Source organism: Actinomadura rubteroloni (assembly GCF_002911665.1).
Classification (GTDB): Bacteria; Actinomycetota; Actinomycetes; order Streptosporangiales; family Streptosporangiaceae; genus Spirillospora; species Spirillospora rubteroloni.
This window is the reverse complement of the sequence record NZ_MTBP01000002.1, coordinates 145649-162547: the sequence shown is the minus strand read 5'-3', so window position 1 is coordinate 162547 and position 16899 is coordinate 145649. Positions and strand designations below refer to the sequence as shown.

Here is a 16899-nt window from a genome sequence, read left to right as displayed (position 1 = left end):
GCGGCACCGTACGGGCAGGGACATGGACCGTCGGGAGTGGGTGCGTGAGTCAGGTTCCGGAGACGCGCGGACCGGACGGAGACGTCCGTCCCGTGCACGAACTGAGCCCCGCCGAGTACGAGCGGGCCGTGGCCGACCTGGTCCGGGCGTCCGGGCACGAGGTGGTGGACTGGCGCGTCGCCCATCTGGACCCGGTCGCGGGCACCGACGGCACGTACGTCATCGACGTGACCGTGCGGTTCCGGCTCCTGGGCGCGGACTTCCTCATGCTGTTCGAGTGCAAGCGCCACGCGGCGCCCGTCAAGCGCGAGCACGTGCAGGTACTGAACGACAAGCTCCGCGCGACGGGCGCGCACAAGGGCGTCGTGGTCGCGTCGTCCGGTTTCCAGAGCGGCGCGCTGGAGTACGCCCGCGTGCACGGGATCGCGTGCGTGCGCCTGGTGGACGACTCCTGGACGTACATGACACGCGACGGCGGCGACGCCTCCGAGCAGCCTCCGCAGTACGCGGCGTATCTGAGCCGGCTTACCGACGCGGGGCCGGTCAGTGTGCTGCTGACCGATCGTCCGGACCATCTCCGGACGTTCCTCTTCGACCGCTAGGCCCCGGTGTGGATCTGCCCCGCCCACAGGGTCGGGGCGTCGAGGAACGCGGCGCGGACGCGGCGGAGCGCGTGGTGGAGGGCGAGCGCGGCGCGCGCGGTGTCGGGGGCGCAGGCGCCGCCGTCCGTCAGCGCGGCGTAGACCTCCTCGGCGACCCGGGTGGCGACCCGGTCGCTGAGCGGCCAGAGCGTCCCGATCGTCGTCCGGTACCCGGCGAGCTGGAACGCGGCGGTGATGTGGACGGCCTCGTCCACCAGCCGGGGATGGGTGTCGGACGTCCCGCACGCCGACAGATAGGCCAGGTCGGCGCCGGCCAGCCGCTGCCGGGAGATCTCCGCGACGGTGAGCGGCTGGACGGCGTGGTCGTGCAGCAGCAGCCGGTTCGCTCCCGGATCGTCCCAGTCCGTGGCGGCATGACAGGCGAAGTGGACGACCGAGTGCTCGGGCAGCGCCGCCAGGACCGCCCGCCGGGTCGCCGCCCGCGTCCGCAGGACGGTCGGGCCCGCGAGCAGCCCGGCCACGCGCTGCGCCTCCGCGTCCGCACCCGGCAGCGGAGCCATGTCCGGCGTCTCAGGCATCGCAACAATCAAAGCCGAACCGTTCTCGCGTTCCGTATCCCGCCGCGCATACGCCAACGCCCGGATCGTAGGCGTATAAGACGAGACAACCCGGTCCATGACCGTGCGCGGCGACACATCGGCGACGAGATCATGGTGGTGCCCGGCCGCGTGCAGCGGCAGATACGCCAGAACACCGACCGGACACCACCACACACGCGGCCACACGCCCCGAGGGACCCCGGTGTGCCCAAGCGCGCCCAGAATCGGCGCCGCCACCGCGTCCCACAACCAGCCGAGGACGTCATGCACTTCAGCCTCTGCCCGGGCACGTCCGTCCCGCCCCGAGAGAGCACCGCGCCGCGCGCCGAGGAACCGATCGGCATACGCGCGCACGACGGCATCAGTGAGCCCGGGCAACGGCACATGCCGCACCCACCCCCCACCCGAGCCAGCGCTCCCACTCGCACCGCCGCCCGCCTCCGAGCCAGCGCTCCCACCCGTACCGCCGCTCTCGCTCGCGTCAGCGCTCACGCCTGTGCCGACGGTCCCGCTCGCGCCGCCGCCCCCACTCGTGCCGCCGTCCGTGCCCGAGCCAGTGCCCCCAGGCGCGCCGCCGCCCGCGCCCGCGCCAGCGCGCCCACCCGTGCCGCCGCTCACGCCTGTGCCGACGCTCCCGCTCGCGCCGACGCCTCCGCTCGCGACGCCTCCGCTCGCGCCGACGCCTCCGCTCGCGCCGACGCTCCCGCTCGCGCCGACGCCCTCACTCGCGCCGCCGTCCGCGTCCGCGCCTGCGCCGCTGCCCGCGCCCGTGCCGCCGCCGCTCCCGCTCGCGCCGACGCCGCCGCCTGTGCCGACGCTCTCGCCCGTGCCAGCACTTCCACCCGTGCCGCCGCCTCCACTCGCGCCGCCGTCCGCGCCCGCGTCCGCGCCCGCGCCGACGCCTCCGCTCGCGCCCGCGAAAGCGCTTCCGCTCGCGCCGACGCCTGCGCTCGTGCCGCTGTCCGTGCCCGTGCCGGGGGTGGTGATGATCAGGGCGGCGCCTTGGTCGTGGTCGGCTGTGACGAGGATGATCGGTCCTGGGCCGGCGCGGTGGAGCAGCGTTTCCACGGACGGTGGGGCGAGGAAGTCGGTGAGGCCGTCGCGGGTGCGGATGCGGTTCAGCAGCGCGTCCCACTCGGAGGCGGCGGTGCGGCGGCGGGCGGCGAGTGCGCGGTCGCCTTCGTGGTCGTTCGCCGGGGGGTCGAGGCGGGCTAGCTGGTCGCGGAGCCGGACGAACTCGTCGGCGAGGTCGGGTGCGGCGGCGCGCAGGCGGTCCACTTCGGTGCGGGCGTCCATGTCCTCGGTGAGCAGGAGGCCGCGGGCCTGTTCGAGGAGTTCTACGGCCCGCTCGGGACGGCCGGCGGCGAGCGCGGTTCCGGCGGCGCGTGCCGCGATCCCGGCCGTCTCGCCTAGCCGGTGCTCGCGGTCGGCGCGGCGCAGGTCGCGCGGCGCGACCAGCGGCAGCAGCGCCACCACGGTCTCCATCGCCGCGAGCGCGGCGGGGGCGTCGCCCGCGAGCGAGCAGGCCGTCGCGAGGGACCGTCCGGCGGTGATCCGGTCCGCGGGGGTGGCGGCGGGCAGGGCGGCGGCGCGGGCGAGGACGGTCCGCGCCTCGGCCAGGTCCCGCCGGTCGCCGGACAGCGCGAACAGGCGCAGCAGCGCCCGGCCCAGCGTGGCCAGGTAGCCGGACAGCTCCGACCAGGCGTCGTCGGCGGCGGCCACGGCGGCGCGGCCGGTGGCGACGGCCTCGCGCAGGGCCTCCGGCTCGCCGGTGCTCTCGTGGAGCAGGACGAGCGCGACCGCGAGGTTGGACAGGTTCCGCGCCCGGACCGCGTGGCCCTCCGGCGTCGCGGCCACGGCTTCGCGCGCCAGGCCGACCGCCTCGGCCAGCACCGACGCGTCGCCGGTGCGCTCGGCGAGCGCGAACAGGCTGTTGCCGAGGCTCGACAGCGGCGCGGCGCGGCCCGGATGGTCGGCGGGCAGCGCGGCGACCGCCGACCGGCCCGCTCGGACGGCCTCGGCCAGCGCCGCCGCGTCGCCCGTCCGGTCGGCGAGGGCGCGCAGCGTGTTGCCGAGGTTGAGCAGGCGCCCGGCGCGCAGCGGATGCCCGTCCGGGGTGGCCGCCGCGCAGGCCCGGTGCGCCGCGACGGCCTCGTGCAGGTCGGCGAGCGAGCCGGTCAGCTCGAACGACGTGCGCAGGGAGACCCCGAGGTTGGCAAGCCCCACCGCGCGCTGTGGATAGTCCGGGGGAGCGTCGTCCACAGCCCGGCGGCCGGTGTCGATCGCCTCGCGCAGCGCGTCCGGGTCGCCCGTCCGCTCGAAGAGCGTCTGGAGCGCGCCGGCGAGCCCGGCCAGGCGTCCGGGCAGGTCCGGGTCGTGAGCGCCGGTCCGCCGGACGGACGACCGGTGCGCGGCGACGGCGTCGTCCAGCGCGGCGGGGTCCCCGGTCTGCTCGTACAGGCGGCGCAGCAGGCCGCCGAGCTCGTTGAGGTCGTTCGCGTCCGCGCCGGGCGCGCGGCGGAGCGCGACGGCCTCGCGCAGCGCGCCGAGGTCGCCGGTGCGGTCGAAGAGCATCCGCAGCGCCGCCGCGAGGTCGCGCACGTTCGCCGGGTCCTCGCGGACGGCGGCCCGCAGGACGGCGACGATCTCCCGCAGCGCCCCGGGATCGCCGGAGTCGTCGTGCCGGCTCCCGAGCGCGCTGAGCAGGTTGGACCGGCACAGGTCCCGCTTCGGATGCCCGGGCGGCACCGCGTCCAGCGCCGCGCGGAACAGGCCGAGCGCCGCTTGCAGGGCCTCGGGATCGCCCGTCCGCTCGTACCACTCCACGAGCGCGACGCCCTGGTCGGTGAGGATGGCCGGCTCGACACCGGCCGCGTCGCCGTCCTCCAACCCCGGCACCAGGCCGTCAGGGAGGAAACGCACCTCATCGTCCTCCCCGCCGGGCACCAAGTCCTCAAGGACGAAAGGCCCGTCCTCCGCGCCGAGCACCGGGAGGTCGGAGACGGAGCGCTCCTCATCGTCCTCGCTGAGCACGAGGTCCTCAGGGACGTAGCGCTCGTCGCCCTTCGCACCGAGCACCGACTCCTCGGGGAGGGAGCGCTCGTCATCGTCCCCGCTGAGTACGGGTTCCGCAGGGACGTAGCGCTCGTCATCCTTCCCGCCGAGCACCAAGCTTTCGGGGACGTAGCGCTCGTCGCCCTCCGCGCCGGGCATCGGATCGTCGGGAAGGGAGCGCTCGTCATCCTCCTCGCCGAACACCAGGTCCTCGGGGACGTAGCGCTCGCCCTCGGCGCCGGGCGCCGGATCCGCGGGCACGGAACGCTCGTCGTCCTCGGCGGCCGGTTCGCCCTGCGTATAGAACTCGTGCAGCGGTTGCGGGACGGCCGAAGGATCGACGGCGAAGACGGGCCGGAACACCATGACGGCGAGCTGGAGATCGTCGTCCCACTCGCCGGGCGGAAGGGCCTGGACGCGGAGCCAGCACAGCCAGCCGAGCGCGTAGAAGACGTCGACGTCGGGCTCCCCGGCGGAGCTGACGAACGCGAGCAGCGCGTCCATCTCCACGAGCGCGCCCGGTTCCAGGACGGCGGCGGGCTCGCCGCCGGACACCGCCCGTTCGAGCCGCGCCCGGATCGCCGCGAGAAGCCTCTCCTGCACCAGCAGCCCTCCCTGCCCGCCGCGCCCGACCCTACCGACGCGAACCCCCGCGAGACCGGCGAATCGGCCGGCCGGTCAGGGCTGGAAGCGGTAGCCCATGCCCGGTTCGGTGAGCAGGTGGCGCGGACGGGCCGGGTCCGCTTCGAGCTTGCGCCGCAGTTGCGCCATGTACTGGCGCAGGTAGTGGGTCTCCTTGACGTAGCCCGGCCCCCAGACGGACGTCAGGAGCTGCCGCTGGCCGATGAGCTTGCCCGGGTTGCGCAGCAGCAGTTCGAGCAGGTGCCACTCGGTCGGAGTGAGGCGCAGGGCGCTCCCGTCGGCGCCGGTGGCGGTCTTGTCGGCCAGGTCGACGCTCCACGCCCCGACGGCCACCACGCGGACGGAGTCCTCGGGGCCGGCCCGGCGGGTGACGGCGCGGATCCGCGCGACCAGCTCGTCCATGTTGAACGGCTTGGTGACGTAGTCGTCGGCGCCCGCCTCCAGGGCCTCTACCTTGTCGCGGCTCCCGGCCCGCCCGGACAGGACGATGATCGGGACGTTCGTCCAGCCGCGCAGGCCCTGGATGACGTCCACGCCGTCCAGGTCGGGCAGGCCTAGGTCGAGGACGACCAGGTCGGGATGGAAGTCCCCGGCGAGCCGCAGCGCGGCGGTGCCGTCGGGCGCGACCTCGACGGCGAAGTCCCGGGCGCGCAGGTTGATGCGAAGGGCGCGCAGGAGCTGCGGTTCGTCGTCCACGACGAGGACGCGGGTCATGGGGCTCCGTTCTGGTCCGCCCGGAGGGAGACGATCATCGTGAGGCCGCCGCCGGGCGTGTCCTCGGGGACCAGCGCGCCGCCCATCGCCTCGGTGAGGCCGCGCGACAGGGCGAGGCCGAGGCCGACGCCGGTGTGGTTGTCGCGGTCGTCCAGCCGCTGGAACGGCCGGAAGACGCGGTCGCGCCGGTCGGCGGGGATGCCGGGGCCGCGATCGGCGACGCGCAGCTCGACGCGGTCGCGCAGCGCCCCGGCGCTGACCAGGACGGGCCGGTCGTGCGGGCTGTAGCGCAGCGCGTTGGCGATGAGGTTGGCGAGGACGCGTTCGAGCAGCGCCGGGTCGGCCAGGACGGCGGGCAGATCGACCGGGACGTCCACCGTGACGCGCTCGCGGCCGGGGCGGAGGTCGTCCAGGGCGCGGGGGACGACCTCGTCCAGCGCGAGCGGCCGCAGCACCATCCCGAGCGCCCCGGCCTGGAGGCGGCTCATGTCGAGGAGGTTGGCGACGAGCCGGTCGAGGCGGTCCACGGACTCGGCGGCGGTGTCGAGGAGTTCGGCGCGTTCGCCGTCCGTCCAGGCGATCCCGGTGTTGCGCAGCCCGTCGACCGCCGCCGTGGCGGACGCGAGCGGGGTCCGCAGGTCGTGGCTGACGGCGTTGAGCAGCGCGGTCCGCATCCGGTCGGCGGCCTCCAGCGGACGCGCCCGCTCGGCCTCGGCGGCGAGCCGCTGGTGCCGCAGCGCGACGGCGGCCTGGACGCCGAACGCCTCCAGGATGCGCCGGTCGCGGGCGGGCAGCGGACGGCCGCGCAGCGCCAGGACGAGCCCGGCGTCGATCGGGATGCCGGTGTCGGCCTCGTCGGGCGCGGTGCAGGGCCGTCCGCCGACGGTCGCGACGACGCGCCAGCCACCGGACTCGGCAGGCCGTTCCAGCAGCGTCACCGAGGTGAGCCCGAACGTCTCGCGGAGCCGCCGGAGCAGGTCGTCCAGCGCCCGTTCGCCGCGCAGGACGTTGCCCGCGAGCGTCGACAGCACCTCGGCCTCGGCGCCGAGGTCGGCGGCCTCGCGGGCGCGCCGCGCGGCCCGGTCCACCACCGCGCTGACCCCCGCTCCGACGAGCACGAACACCACGAGCGCGACCCAGTTGCCCTGGTCGGCGATCGTCAGCCGGTGGAAGGGCGGGGTGAAATACCAGTTGAGCAGCAGGAACCCGGTGACGGCGGTGAACAGCGCGGGCCACAGCCCGCCGAGCAGCGCGACGCCGACGACCGCCGACAGGAAGAACAGGATGTCGCCGGACAGGCCGAGGCCGCGCGTCCGGGTCAGCGCGAACACCAGCAGCGGGAGCCCGGCGACGGCGAGCGCGAACGCGCCGAGGCGGCGGCCGGGCGGCACGCCCGTTGCGCGCGGGGGCCGGTACCGTCCGCGCCGGGCGAGGTCGTGGGTGACCATGTGGACGTCGATCGACCCCGACAGCGCGGTCGTCGTGACGCCGATGCCCGGCCGCAGGAGCTGCGCGGAGCGCCGCCGCCGGGACACGCCGAGGACGAGCTGCGTCGCGTTGACGGCGCGGGCGAAGTCGATCAGAGCGCGCGGCACGTCGTCGCCCACGACCTGGTGGTACGTCCCGCCGAGGCTCTCGACGATCTCCCGTTGCCGCGCCAGGGAGCCGGGACGGGCGCCCGCCAGGCCGTCCCCGTGGGCGACGTGCACGGCCAGCAGGTCGGCGCCCTTGGTGCGGGCCGCGATCCGCGCCGCGCGGCGGATGAGCGTCTCGCCCTCCGGGCCGCCGGTGAGCGCGACGACGACCCGCTCGCGCGCCTCCCACGTGCCGGAGATGCCGTGGTCGGCGCGGTAGCGGTCGAGCTGGTCGTCCACCTTCCCGGCCAGCCACAGCAGCGCCAGCTCGCGCAGCGCGGTGAGGTTCCCGACGCGGAAGTAGTTCGACAGCGCGGCGTCGACCTTCTCGGGCGCGTAGACGTTGCCGTGCGCCATCCGCCGCCGCAGCGCCTCGGGCGCCATGTCCACCAGCTCGACCTCGTCGGCGCGCCGGACGACCTCGTCGGGGACGGTCTCCCGCTGCGGCACGCCGGTGATGTCGGCGACGACGTCGTTCATCGACTCCAGGTGCTGGACGTTCACCGTGGTGACGACGGTGATGCCCGCGTCGAGCAGGTCCTCGACGTCCTGCCAGCGCTTCTCGTGCGCGGAGCCCGGGACGTTCGTGTGCGCCAGCTCGTCCACCAGCACCACGTCCGGAGCGCGCTGGAGCACCGCCTCGACGTCCAGCTCGGCGAACGTCGCGCCCCGGTAGCGGACCGTCCGGCGCGGGACGACCTCCAGGCCGTCGAGCAGGGCGGCGGTCCGGGGCCGGTCGTGGGTCTCGACGCAGCCGACGACCACGTCGGTGCCGCGCCCGGCCCGCCGCGCGCCCTCGGCGAGCATCGCGCAGGTCTTGCCGACGCCGGGCGCCGCTCCCAGGTAGATGCGCAGCCGCCCCCTGGACATCGTCGTTTCCCTTCCGGGCGCCGTGGCCTGGCGCCCGTCACGCTTCACGGTAGCGCCGTGGCCCGCGGGCCTGCGGAAACGGGCGTCAGGGGCGCGTGAAGAAACGCGTCGAAAGCGTAGGAAACGCGTCAAGATCCCCCGAATCGGGACGCGTCGGGTATTTCCTCGGCAACGGCCCCGGACGGATCCGCCGGAGCCCGTTTCCCACCCCCGTCCCGTGCCGCGCACGGGCTGTTCCTGGAGTCGGACGCCATGGCAGACCTGGTCCTCGTCGCGCTGACCATCGCGGTGTTCGCGGTGCTCGGCCTCATCGTCTCGGCGGTGGAACGCCGGTGAGCGCCGACAACGCCGTCGGGCTGGTCCTCGCGACCGGCCTCGTCGTGTTCCTCGTGGCGGCCCTGCTGTTCCCGGAGAGGTTCTAGATGGGCCCGACCGCGGCGGGGATCCTGTTCCCCGCCTCCCTGATCGTCGCCCTGGCCGTGGTGCACGTGCCGCTCGGCGACCACATGTACCGCGTCTACTCCGCCACCCGGCACCTCGCGGTGGAACGCCGCATCTACCGGCTCGTCGGCGTGGACGCGGACGCCGAGCAGCGGTGGCCGGTCTACCTGCGGAGCGTCCTCGCGTTCTCGGCGGTCTCGGTCCTGTTCCTGTACGGGTTCCAGCGCGTCCAGAGCCGCCTGCCGTGGAGCCTCGGGCTCCCCGGCGTGCGGGACCACGTCGCCTGGAACACCGCTGTCAGCTTCGTGACGAACACGAACTGGCAGGCGTACGCGGGCGAGACCACGATGGGCCACCTGGTGCAGATGGCGGGCCTCGCGGTGCAGAACTTCGTGTCCGCCGCCGTCGGGATGGCCGTCGCCGTCGCGTTCGTGCGCGGTCTCGTCCGCACCCGGACGGGGGAGCTGGGCAACTTCTGGGTCGACCTCGTCCGGGGCACGGTGCGCGTCCTGCTGCCGATCGCGCTCGTCGGCGCGGTCGTGCTGATCGCGGGTGGCACGGTCCAGAACCTGGCCGGCCCGCACACCGTCCACACGCTGACGGGCGCGTCCCAGACCGTGACCGGCGGGCCGGTCGCCTCGCAGGAGGCGATCAAGGAGCTCGGGACGAACGGCGGCGGCTTCTTCAACGCCAACTCGGCGCACCCCTTCGAGAATCCGACGGCCTGGACGAACTGGATCGAAGTGTTCCTGCTGCTCGTCCTCGCGTTCTCGCTGCCGCGCACGTTCGGCCGGATGGTCGGGCAGAAGCGGCAGGGGTACGCGATCGTCGCGGTGATGGCCGTGCTCGCGGTGCTCAGCGTCACGGCGACGATGACCGCGCAGGGCGTCCACCACGGCACCGTGCCGACGGCGGCCGGGGCGGCGGCGGAGGGCACCGAGCAGCGGTTCGGCGTCCTGGACTCGGCCGTGTTCGCCACCGCGACGACGCTGACCTCGACGGGCGCCGTGGACTCGTCCCACGACTCGTACACGAGCCTCGGCGGCGCCGCGCTCCTGCTGAACATGATGGTCGGCGAGGTCGCGCCCGGCGGCACCGGCTCGGGCCTGTACGGGATGCTCGTCCTCGCGATCATCACGGTGTTCGTCGCGGGCCTCATGGTCGGCCGGACTCCCGAGTACATGGGCAAGAAGATCGGCGCCCGGGAGATGAAGCTCGCGTCGCTGTACTTCCTCGTCACCCCGGTGATCGTGCTGACCGGCACGGCCGTCGCGACGGCGTTCCCGGGGCCGCGCGCCGCGATGCTCAACACCGGCCCGCACGGCTTCTCCGAAGTGCTCTACGCCTTCACCAGCGCGGCGAACAACAACGGGTCGGCGTTCGCCGGGCTCACCGTGAACACGCCGTTCTACGACACCGCGCTCGGCCTCGCAATGGCCTTCGGGCGCTTCCTGCCGATGATCTTCGTGCTGGCCCTGGCCGGGTCGCTGGCCGCGCAGCGCGCCGTCCCGGAGTCCGACGGCACGCTCCCGACGCACCGGCCGCAGTTCGTCGGCATGGTCGCGGGCGTGACGCTCGTCCTCGTCGCCCTCACGTTCGTCCCGGCGCTGGCCCTCGGCCCGCTGGCGGAAGGGATCCACTAGCGATGGCCACGACCCCGCGCCTGCTGCTCGGCGCGCTCCCGCTGGCGCTCCGCAAGCTGGACCCGCGCGTGATGTGGCGCAACCCCGTCATGCTGATCGTGGAGATCGGCGCGCTGTGGACGACGGTCCTCGCCGCCGGTGACGTCTCGGCGTTCGCCGTGCTGATCGCGGCCTGGCTCTGGCTGACGGTCGTGTTCGCCAACCTCGCCGAGGCCGTCGCCGAAGGACGCGGCAAGGCGCAGGCCGACGCGCTCCGCGGCGCCAAGAAGGACGCCACCGCCCGGCGGCTCACGGACTGGCGGCCCGGCGCGGACGCCGCCGAGGAGGTCGTCCCGGCCGCCGAGCTGCGGCGGGGCGACGTCGTCGTGGTCGAGGCCGGGGAGATCGTGCCGGGCGACGGCGACGTGGTCGAGGGCATCGCGAGCGTGGACGAGTCGGCGATCACCGGCGAGTCCGCGCCCGTCATCCGCGAGTCCGGCGGCGACCGCTCGGCGGTGACCGGCGGGACGAAGGTCCTCTCCGACCGCATCGTCGTGAAGATCACCCAGCGGCCCGGCGCGTCGTTCCTCGACACGATGATCGCGCTGGTCGAGGGCGCGTCCCGGCAGAAGACCCCGAACGAGATCGCGCTGAACATCCTGCTCGCCGCGATGACGATCATCTTCCTGGTCGCCGTCGCGACGCTGCAGCCGGTCGCGATCTTCGCGCGGGCCGGGAACCCGGGGGTCGCCGACACCGCCGCGCTGGATGCGCACGGGGTGACCGCCATCGTGCTGGTGTCCCTGGTCGTCTGCCTGATCCCGACGACGATCGGCGCGCTGCTGTCGGCGATCGGCATCGCGGGGATGGACCGGCTCGTCCGGCGCAACGTCCTCGCGATGTCGGGACGCGCCGTCGAGGCCGCCGGCGACGTCGACACGCTGCTGCTGGACAAGACCGGCACGATCACGCTCGGGGACCGGCAGGCGGCCGAGTTCGTCCCGGTCGGCGCGACGACGATCGGGGAACTGGCGGACGCGGCGCAGTTGTCGTCGCTGGCCGACGAGACGCCCGAGGGACGGTCCATCGTCGTCTACGCCGAGCGGGCGCACGGCGTGCGGGAACGCCGTCCCGGCGAACTGGCGCACGCCGTGTGGGTCCCGTTCACCGCGCAGACCCGCATGTCGGGCGTGGACCTCGACGGGCGGCGCCTCCGCAAGGGCGCGGCGTCGGCCGTCGCCGACTGGATCCGGGAGCACGGCGGGACCGTCGCGCCCGAACTCGGCGGCGTGGTCGACGGCATCGCCGCGAGCGGCGGCACCCCGCTGGTCGTCGGCGAGATCGCCGGCGGGCGGGCGCGCGTGCTCGGCGTCGTTCACCTCAAGGACGTCGTCAAGCCCGGCATGCGGGAGCGGTTCGGCCACATGCGCGCCCTCGGCATCCGGACGATCATGGTGACCGGCGACAACCCGCTGACCGCGAAGGCCATCGCCGACGAGGCGGGCGTGGACGACTTCCTCGCCGAGGCCACGCCCGAGGACAAGCTCGCGTTCATCCGGAAGGAGCAGGAGGGCGGACGGCTCGTCGCGATGACCGGCGACGGCACCAACGACGCCCCCGCGCTCGCCCAGGCCGACGTCGGCGTCGCGATGAACACGGGCACGTCCGCCGCGAAGGAGGCCGGGAACATGGTCGACCTGGACTCCGACCCGACCAAGCTCATCGAGATCGTGGAGATCGGCAAGCAGCTCCTCATCACGCGCGGCGCGCTGACGACGTTCTCGATCGCCAACGACATCGCCAAGTACTTCGCGATCATCCCGGCGCTGTTCGTGGGGCTGTTCCCCGGCCTGGACCGGCTCAACGTCATGCGGCTGGCCTCGCCGCAGAGCGCGATCCTGTCGGCGGTCGTCTTCAACGCGCTGGTCATCGTCGCGCTGATCCCGCTGGCGCTGCGCGGCGTGCGGTACCGGCCGGCGAGCGCGGCGCGGCTGCTGCGCCGCAACCTCGGCGTGTACGGGCTCGGCGGCGTGGTCGCGCCGTTCGCCGGGATCAAGATCGTCGACCTTCTCGTCCAGTTCCTTCCGGGGGTCTCATGAGCACGCTTCCTAGCCGGCTCCGCCGGCACGTCGCCGGGCTGCGGGCGCTGCTGGTCCTGACGGTCGTGTGCGGGGTCGCCTATCCGGCCGCGGTCCTCGCGGTCGCGCAGCTTCCAGGGCTCCGGCACAAGGCCGGCGGGTCGTACGTCACGGTCTCCGGACGCGAGGTCGGCAGTTCGCTGATCGGTCAGTCGTTCACCGACCGGGAGGGGCGTCCGCTGCGGCAGTACTTCCAGTCGCGGATCTCCAACGCGGGGGACGGCTACGACCCGACCGCCACGGGCGCGTCCAACCTCGGCCCGGAGGACGTCGTGGACGGCCGGGCCGAGAGCCTGCTCACGCGGGTCTGCGCGGCGAGCCTCGCCGTCGGACGGTTGGAAAGCGTGGACGGGTCCCGGCCGTTCTGCACCCCGGACGGGCGGGGCGCCGTCCTCGCGGTGTTCGGGACGCGCGACCGGACGGGCGACGTCGCCCACCCGGTCCGCGTCGTCAGCGTCAACCAGGCGTGCCCGGCGAAACCGTTCCTCGCGGTGTACCGGGGCCTCCGGGTCGAGTGCGGCAGGCCCGGCGCGGACTACTCCGCCGGGCGGATCGTCCCGATACGCGGTACTGCGCCCGCCCACCCGGTCGTCCCGCCCGACGCGGTCACCGGCTCCGGCTCCGGACTCGACCCGCACATCTCGGTGGCGTGGGCGCGGCTCCAGGCGGCCCGGGTCGCGCGGGCGCGCGGCCTGCCCGTGGCGCGCGTGCTCCACCTGATCGACGTCCGCACCACCGGGCGGGCGCTCGGATTCCTGGGCGAGCCGTCGGTCAACGTGCTCGAACTCAACATCGCGCTGGACCGGGGCTGACGATCGTCAGGCGCCCGTTCCCGAGCCGGGACGCGGACTTGGGCCTGGACGGGAATAGGAATCCCAACGAGAGAGAGGGGCGGAACCGTGGCCACTCCCATCATCGCGGGCGTCGACGGCTCGGCGAACGCCCGGCAGGCATTGGACTGGGCGGCGGACGAGGCGCGGCGGCACAGGCGCCCGCTGCGGCTCGTCCACGCGTCCAGGGCGCTGCTGCGCGACGGCACGCTGACCGACCTGGACTACGCGCGCCTGGAAGAGGACCGAACGGCCTTGCTGGAAGACAAGCGGCAATATGCGCTCAAGCAGGCGCCGGACGTGGACGTCACGACCGAGCTGGCCGCCAACGAGCCCGACGAAGCCCTGGTCGACGCGAGCGCCCGCGCGGGGCTGCTCGCGGTCGGGGCGCGGGGCGCGGGCGGGTTCGCTGAACTGCTGTTCGGGTCGGTGGCGCTGCACGTCGCCGGGCACGCGCACTGTCCCGTCCTCGCGGTGCCCGCCGGGGCCGCGCCTCCGGCGGACGCGCCGCCGGAGGTCCTGGTCGGCGTCGACACCGCGCACCGGCAGGACGCCGCGCTCGGCTGGGCGTTCGCCGAGGCGTCGCTGCGCGGGGCGCGGCTCACCGCGCTGCACGCCGTCAGCGTGGAGCAGGGGTCGCCGCGCCTGCGCGACATCGCCGACCGGGACCTCGCCGAGGCGCTGACGGGCTGGTCGGACCGCTATCCGGACGTGGTCGTCCGGCCCGTCGTGGCGGACTCCGGCGCGGCCCGCGCGCTGGTCCTCGCGTCGGGGGAGTCCGCGCTGGCCGTCGTCGGGACGCGGGGCCGCGTCGGACGCGTCGGCCACGCGGTGCTGCACCACGCGCGCTGCCCGGTCGTGCTCGTCCCGGCCACCGGCGGCTGACGCCCGGCTGGGCGCGGCGGGTCCCGGGGGAGCGCGCCGCCGCCTCTTGACCGGGTGGTCATCGGCATGGTCTCTTGATGGGCGACCAAGAGGAGGCCCGATGCGTGCTCTCTACGGCGGCGGAGGCGGTGCGCCGCATTTCCGCGACGTCCCCGAGCCCGAACTCGGCTCCGGCGGCGCGGCGCTCGTGCGCCCGCTGGCGGTGGCGCTCTGCGACCTGGACGTCGCCTATATCGCGGGCCTCCTGCCGACGGACGAGCCGTACGCCGTCGGCCACGAGTTCACGGCCGAGGTCGTGGCCGTCGGCGCGGACGTCGCCGCGCTGCGGCCGGGCGACGTCGTGGCGGTGCCGTTCCAGATCTCCTGCGGCCACTGCGACCGCTGCCGGGGCGGACGCAGCCTGTACTGCCGGTCGGTCCCGCCGCTGTCCACCTTCGGCCTCGCCCCGTTCGGCGGCGGGGACTGGGGCGGGGCGGTCGCCGACCTCGTCCGCGTGCCCTACGCCGACGCCATGTGCGTGCCGGTGCCGGACGGCGTCGACCCGCTCGGCGTCGCGGCCGTGTCCGACAACGCCGTGGACGGCTACCGCTGCGTGGCCCCGTACGCGCGGGCGGGGGACGACGTGCTCGTGCTGGGTTCGGCGAGCGTCGGCCTCTACGCGGTCGCCGTCGCCCGCGCCCTCGCCGTGAACTGCACGTACGTGGACGACGACCCCGAACGGCTCGCCGCCGCCGAACGCCTCGGCGCGACGGTCGTCGAAGCGACCCCCGACGGCACCGGCTTCGGCGACTTCCCGACGGTCGCCGCCTGCGTCTCGACGCCGGACGGCCTGCTCTCGGCGCTCCGCTCCACCGAGCCCGGCGGGACGTGCGTCTCGGCGGGCATCCACTACTTCCCCGTCGAACCGCCGCTGTACGACCTCTACCGGCGCGGCATCACCTTCGTGACGGCCCGCGCCAACGCGCGCGACGACATGCCCGCCGTGCTCCGCCTCATCGCCCAGGGACGTCTCGCCGTCGCCGACATCACGGCGCGGACGGCGACGTTCGCGGACGCGCCGGACGTCCTCTCCGGCGCGCTCCCGCACAAGACCGTCCTGACGCCGCGCTGACGGCCGCATGCCGAGTTGCTAATGTGCCGGGACGGGCGAGGCGGCAACGGCCGAGGCCGGTGAAAGGGGATCGGTGAGCGCGCCGCTGTACCAGTTGAAGGCCGAGTTCTTCAAAACGCTGGGCCACCCGGCGCGGATCAGGGTGCTCGAACTGCTCAGCGAGCGCGACCACGCCGTCGCCGAGATGCTGCCCGAGGTGGGGATCGAACCGGCGCACCTGTCCCAGCAGCTCGCCGTGCTGCGCCGGGCCGGGCTGGTGGTGTCGCGCAAGGACGGCTCGTCGGTGATCTACTCGCTCACCAGTCCGCGCGTCGCCGAACTGCTCGCGGTGGCGCGGGCGATCCTCACCGGAGTGCTGGCGGAGCAGGCGCAGTTGCTGGACGATCTCCGCGCGTCCCCGGGCACGCCCTAGCGCTCACCGCAGCGGGTGGTTTCAGCGTCCCGTCGAGTTGCTAAAGTCGTTAATTGCGCAGGATGTCGGACGACCCCGGGGGCTTCATGAGCGCGTCCGCCGTCCCGCCCCGGGCCTCCGTCGCCGACGTCGAGGCCGCCGACCTGGCCGAGCGCGCCGCCGCGCTCCTGGACGACGGTCACCGGCTCGCGCTCGTCGCCGCCGCCCCGCAGCGCGTCGTCTACCTGTTCACCCGGCCTGCCGCCGACGGTGAACCGGAGCGCCGCGCCGAGCTGCACGTCCGGCCAGGAGTCGTGCCGCCGAGCCTGGCCGCGCTCAGCCTTCCGGCCGGGCGTTTCGAGCGCAGGGCCGGGCGCGACGGGCGCGCGGAACTGTTCCACGGACGGCTCCCGGCCGACGCGCTCCCGCTCGCGGAACGCGTCGGCGCGGACGCCGCCGTCGGGCACGCGCTCGCGTTCTGCCTCGCGGTCGAGGACGCCGCCGGGGTCGGGGTGTCGCCCGGCGTGCAGCGGTCGCGGGCCGTGCTGCTCGAACTCGAACGCCTCGGCAACCACGTCGCCGACCTCGGCGCGCTGTGCGACGAGGCCGGGCGGCCGGTGCTCGGCGCGCGGTTCGCCCGCGTCCGCGAGACCCTGCTGCGCCTCAACGTCCGCGTCACCGGGCACCGGCTGCTGCGCGGCGGCGTGCTGCTCGGCGGCGCCGTCCTGCGCGCCGTGCCCGACCCGCGCCTGCTCGCCGCGATCGAGGCCGACGTCGAGGAGATCGCGGACCTCGCCCTCGCGGACACCGCCGTCGCCGGCCGGTTCACCGGGACCGCGCCGCTCGGCCGCGCCGCCGCGCGCGACCTCGGCGCCCTCGGCTGCGTCGCGCGCGCCAGCGGACTCGACGTGGACGCCCGCCGCGACCACCCCTTCACGGACCTGCGCCCGACCCTGGCCGTCGCCACCGCGCTCCACGGCGACGTGCTGGCGCGCTTCCGGATCCGCGTCCGGGAGATCGCCGCGTCCGTGGCGCTCGTCGACGACCTGACCTACGGGATGAACCCGGGCCTCACGTCGTACTGGCCGCCGCTGGCGCCCGGCCACGGGCCCGCGTCGGGGATCGGGATCGTGGAGGGGTGGCGCGGCACGATCGTCCACCGCGTCGAGCTGGCGGCCGACGGCGCGCTCGTCCGCGACACGATCGTCGACCCGTCGTTCTTCAACCGGCCGGCGCTGCCGGTCGCGCTGGCCGGCGCGCTCGCCGCCGACGTCCTGCTGGTCACCAGGAGCTTCAACCTCTCGTGAGCCGGGGGCCGTCTGTTCTCTTCGGGGACGCGTCTTCTACAGTGTTCCAACGACTATTG

12 protein-coding genes are annotated in these 16899 nt (G+C 74.7%); 9 read left to right on the top strand and 3 right to left on the bottom strand.

Annotated features, from left to right (window positions below; translation table 11 throughout):
• Window positions 1-92 precede the first annotated feature (92 nt).
• On the top strand, window positions 93-602 hold the full coding sequence (locus BTM25_RS29625; RefSeq protein ID WP_168212105.1) for a restriction endonuclease: 510 nt from the start codon (window positions 93-95) through the stop codon (window positions 600-602).
• On the opposite strand, the gene BTM25_RS12140 is transcribed toward BTM25_RS29625, so the two are convergent.
• The 3 genes from BTM25_RS12140 to BTM25_RS12130 all read right to left on the bottom strand — a co-directional run bounded on the left by BTM25_RS12140 (window position 599) and on the right by BTM25_RS12130 (window position 8115).
• Window positions 599-4858, bottom strand: coding sequence for a CHAT domain-containing protein (locus tag BTM25_RS12140; RefSeq protein ID WP_103563021.1), 4260 nt, complete (start codon window positions 4856-4858; stop codon window positions 599-601). The genes BTM25_RS29625 and BTM25_RS12140 overlap by 4 nt on opposite strands.
• Before the next feature lie 75 nt (window positions 4859-4933).
• Complete coding sequence (locus BTM25_RS12135; protein ID WP_103563020.1) at window positions 4934-5611, bottom strand: response regulator; 678 nt, start codon at window positions 5609-5611, stop codon at window positions 4934-4936.
• Window positions 5608-8115 carry a sensor histidine kinase gene (locus tag BTM25_RS12130; RefSeq protein ID WP_103563019.1) on the bottom strand — a complete coding sequence of 836 codons (2508 nt, stop codon included), beginning with the start codon at window positions 8113-8115 and terminating at the stop codon, window positions 5608-5610. Before BTM25_RS12130 ends, BTM25_RS12135 begins: the two co-directional genes overlap by 4 nt.
• Before the next feature lie 332 nt (window positions 8116-8447).
• Here BTM25_RS12130 and kdpF point away from each other — a divergent pair, with 332 nt between their 5' ends.
• The 8 genes from kdpF to BTM25_RS12090 all read left to right on the top strand — a co-directional run bounded on the left by kdpF (window position 8448) and on the right by BTM25_RS12090 (window position 16840).
• On the top strand, window positions 8448-8537 hold the full coding sequence (kdpF, locus tag BTM25_RS12125) for a K(+)-transporting ATPase subunit F (RefSeq protein WP_103563018.1): 90 nt from the start codon (window positions 8448-8450) through the stop codon (window positions 8535-8537).
• On the top strand, window positions 8538-10199 hold the full coding sequence (gene kdpA, locus BTM25_RS12120) for a potassium-transporting ATPase subunit KdpA (RefSeq protein ID WP_103563017.1): 1662 nt from the start codon (window positions 8538-8540) through the stop codon (window positions 10197-10199).
• Between the two features lie 2 nt (window positions 10200-10201).
• On the top strand, window positions 10202-12277 hold the full coding sequence (kdpB, locus tag BTM25_RS12115; protein WP_103563016.1) for a potassium-transporting ATPase subunit KdpB: 2076 nt from the start codon (window positions 10202-10204) through the stop codon (window positions 12275-12277).
• On the top strand, window positions 12274-13128 hold the full coding sequence (locus BTM25_RS12110) for a potassium-transporting ATPase subunit C (protein WP_103563015.1): 855 nt from the start codon (window positions 12274-12276) through the stop codon (window positions 13126-13128). The genes kdpB and BTM25_RS12110 overlap by 4 nt, the downstream gene beginning before the upstream one ends.
• A gap of 87 nt (window positions 13129-13215) precedes the next feature.
• Entirely contained in the window at window positions 13216-14031 is an 816-nt protein-coding gene (locus BTM25_RS12105; protein ID WP_103563014.1) for a universal stress protein, read from the top strand.
• Between the two features lie 100 nt (window positions 14032-14131).
• On the top strand, window positions 14132-15142 hold the full coding sequence (locus tag BTM25_RS12100; RefSeq protein ID WP_103563013.1) for an alcohol dehydrogenase catalytic domain-containing protein: 1011 nt from the start codon (window positions 14132-14134) through the stop codon (window positions 15140-15142).
• Between the two features lie 73 nt (window positions 15143-15215).
• The gene (locus BTM25_RS12095; protein ID WP_103563012.1) at window positions 15216-15554 is read left to right on the top strand and encodes an ArsR/SmtB family transcription factor; all 339 of its coding nucleotides are present in this window, start codon (window positions 15216-15218) and stop codon (window positions 15552-15554) included.
• 62 nt (window positions 15555-15616) lie between these two features.
• A complete protein-coding gene (locus tag BTM25_RS12090; protein WP_235828379.1) occupies window positions 15617-16840 on the top strand; it encodes an NADH-quinone oxidoreductase subunit D-related protein in 1224 nt (407 codons plus the stop codon).
• Window positions 16841-16899 lie beyond the last annotated feature (59 nt).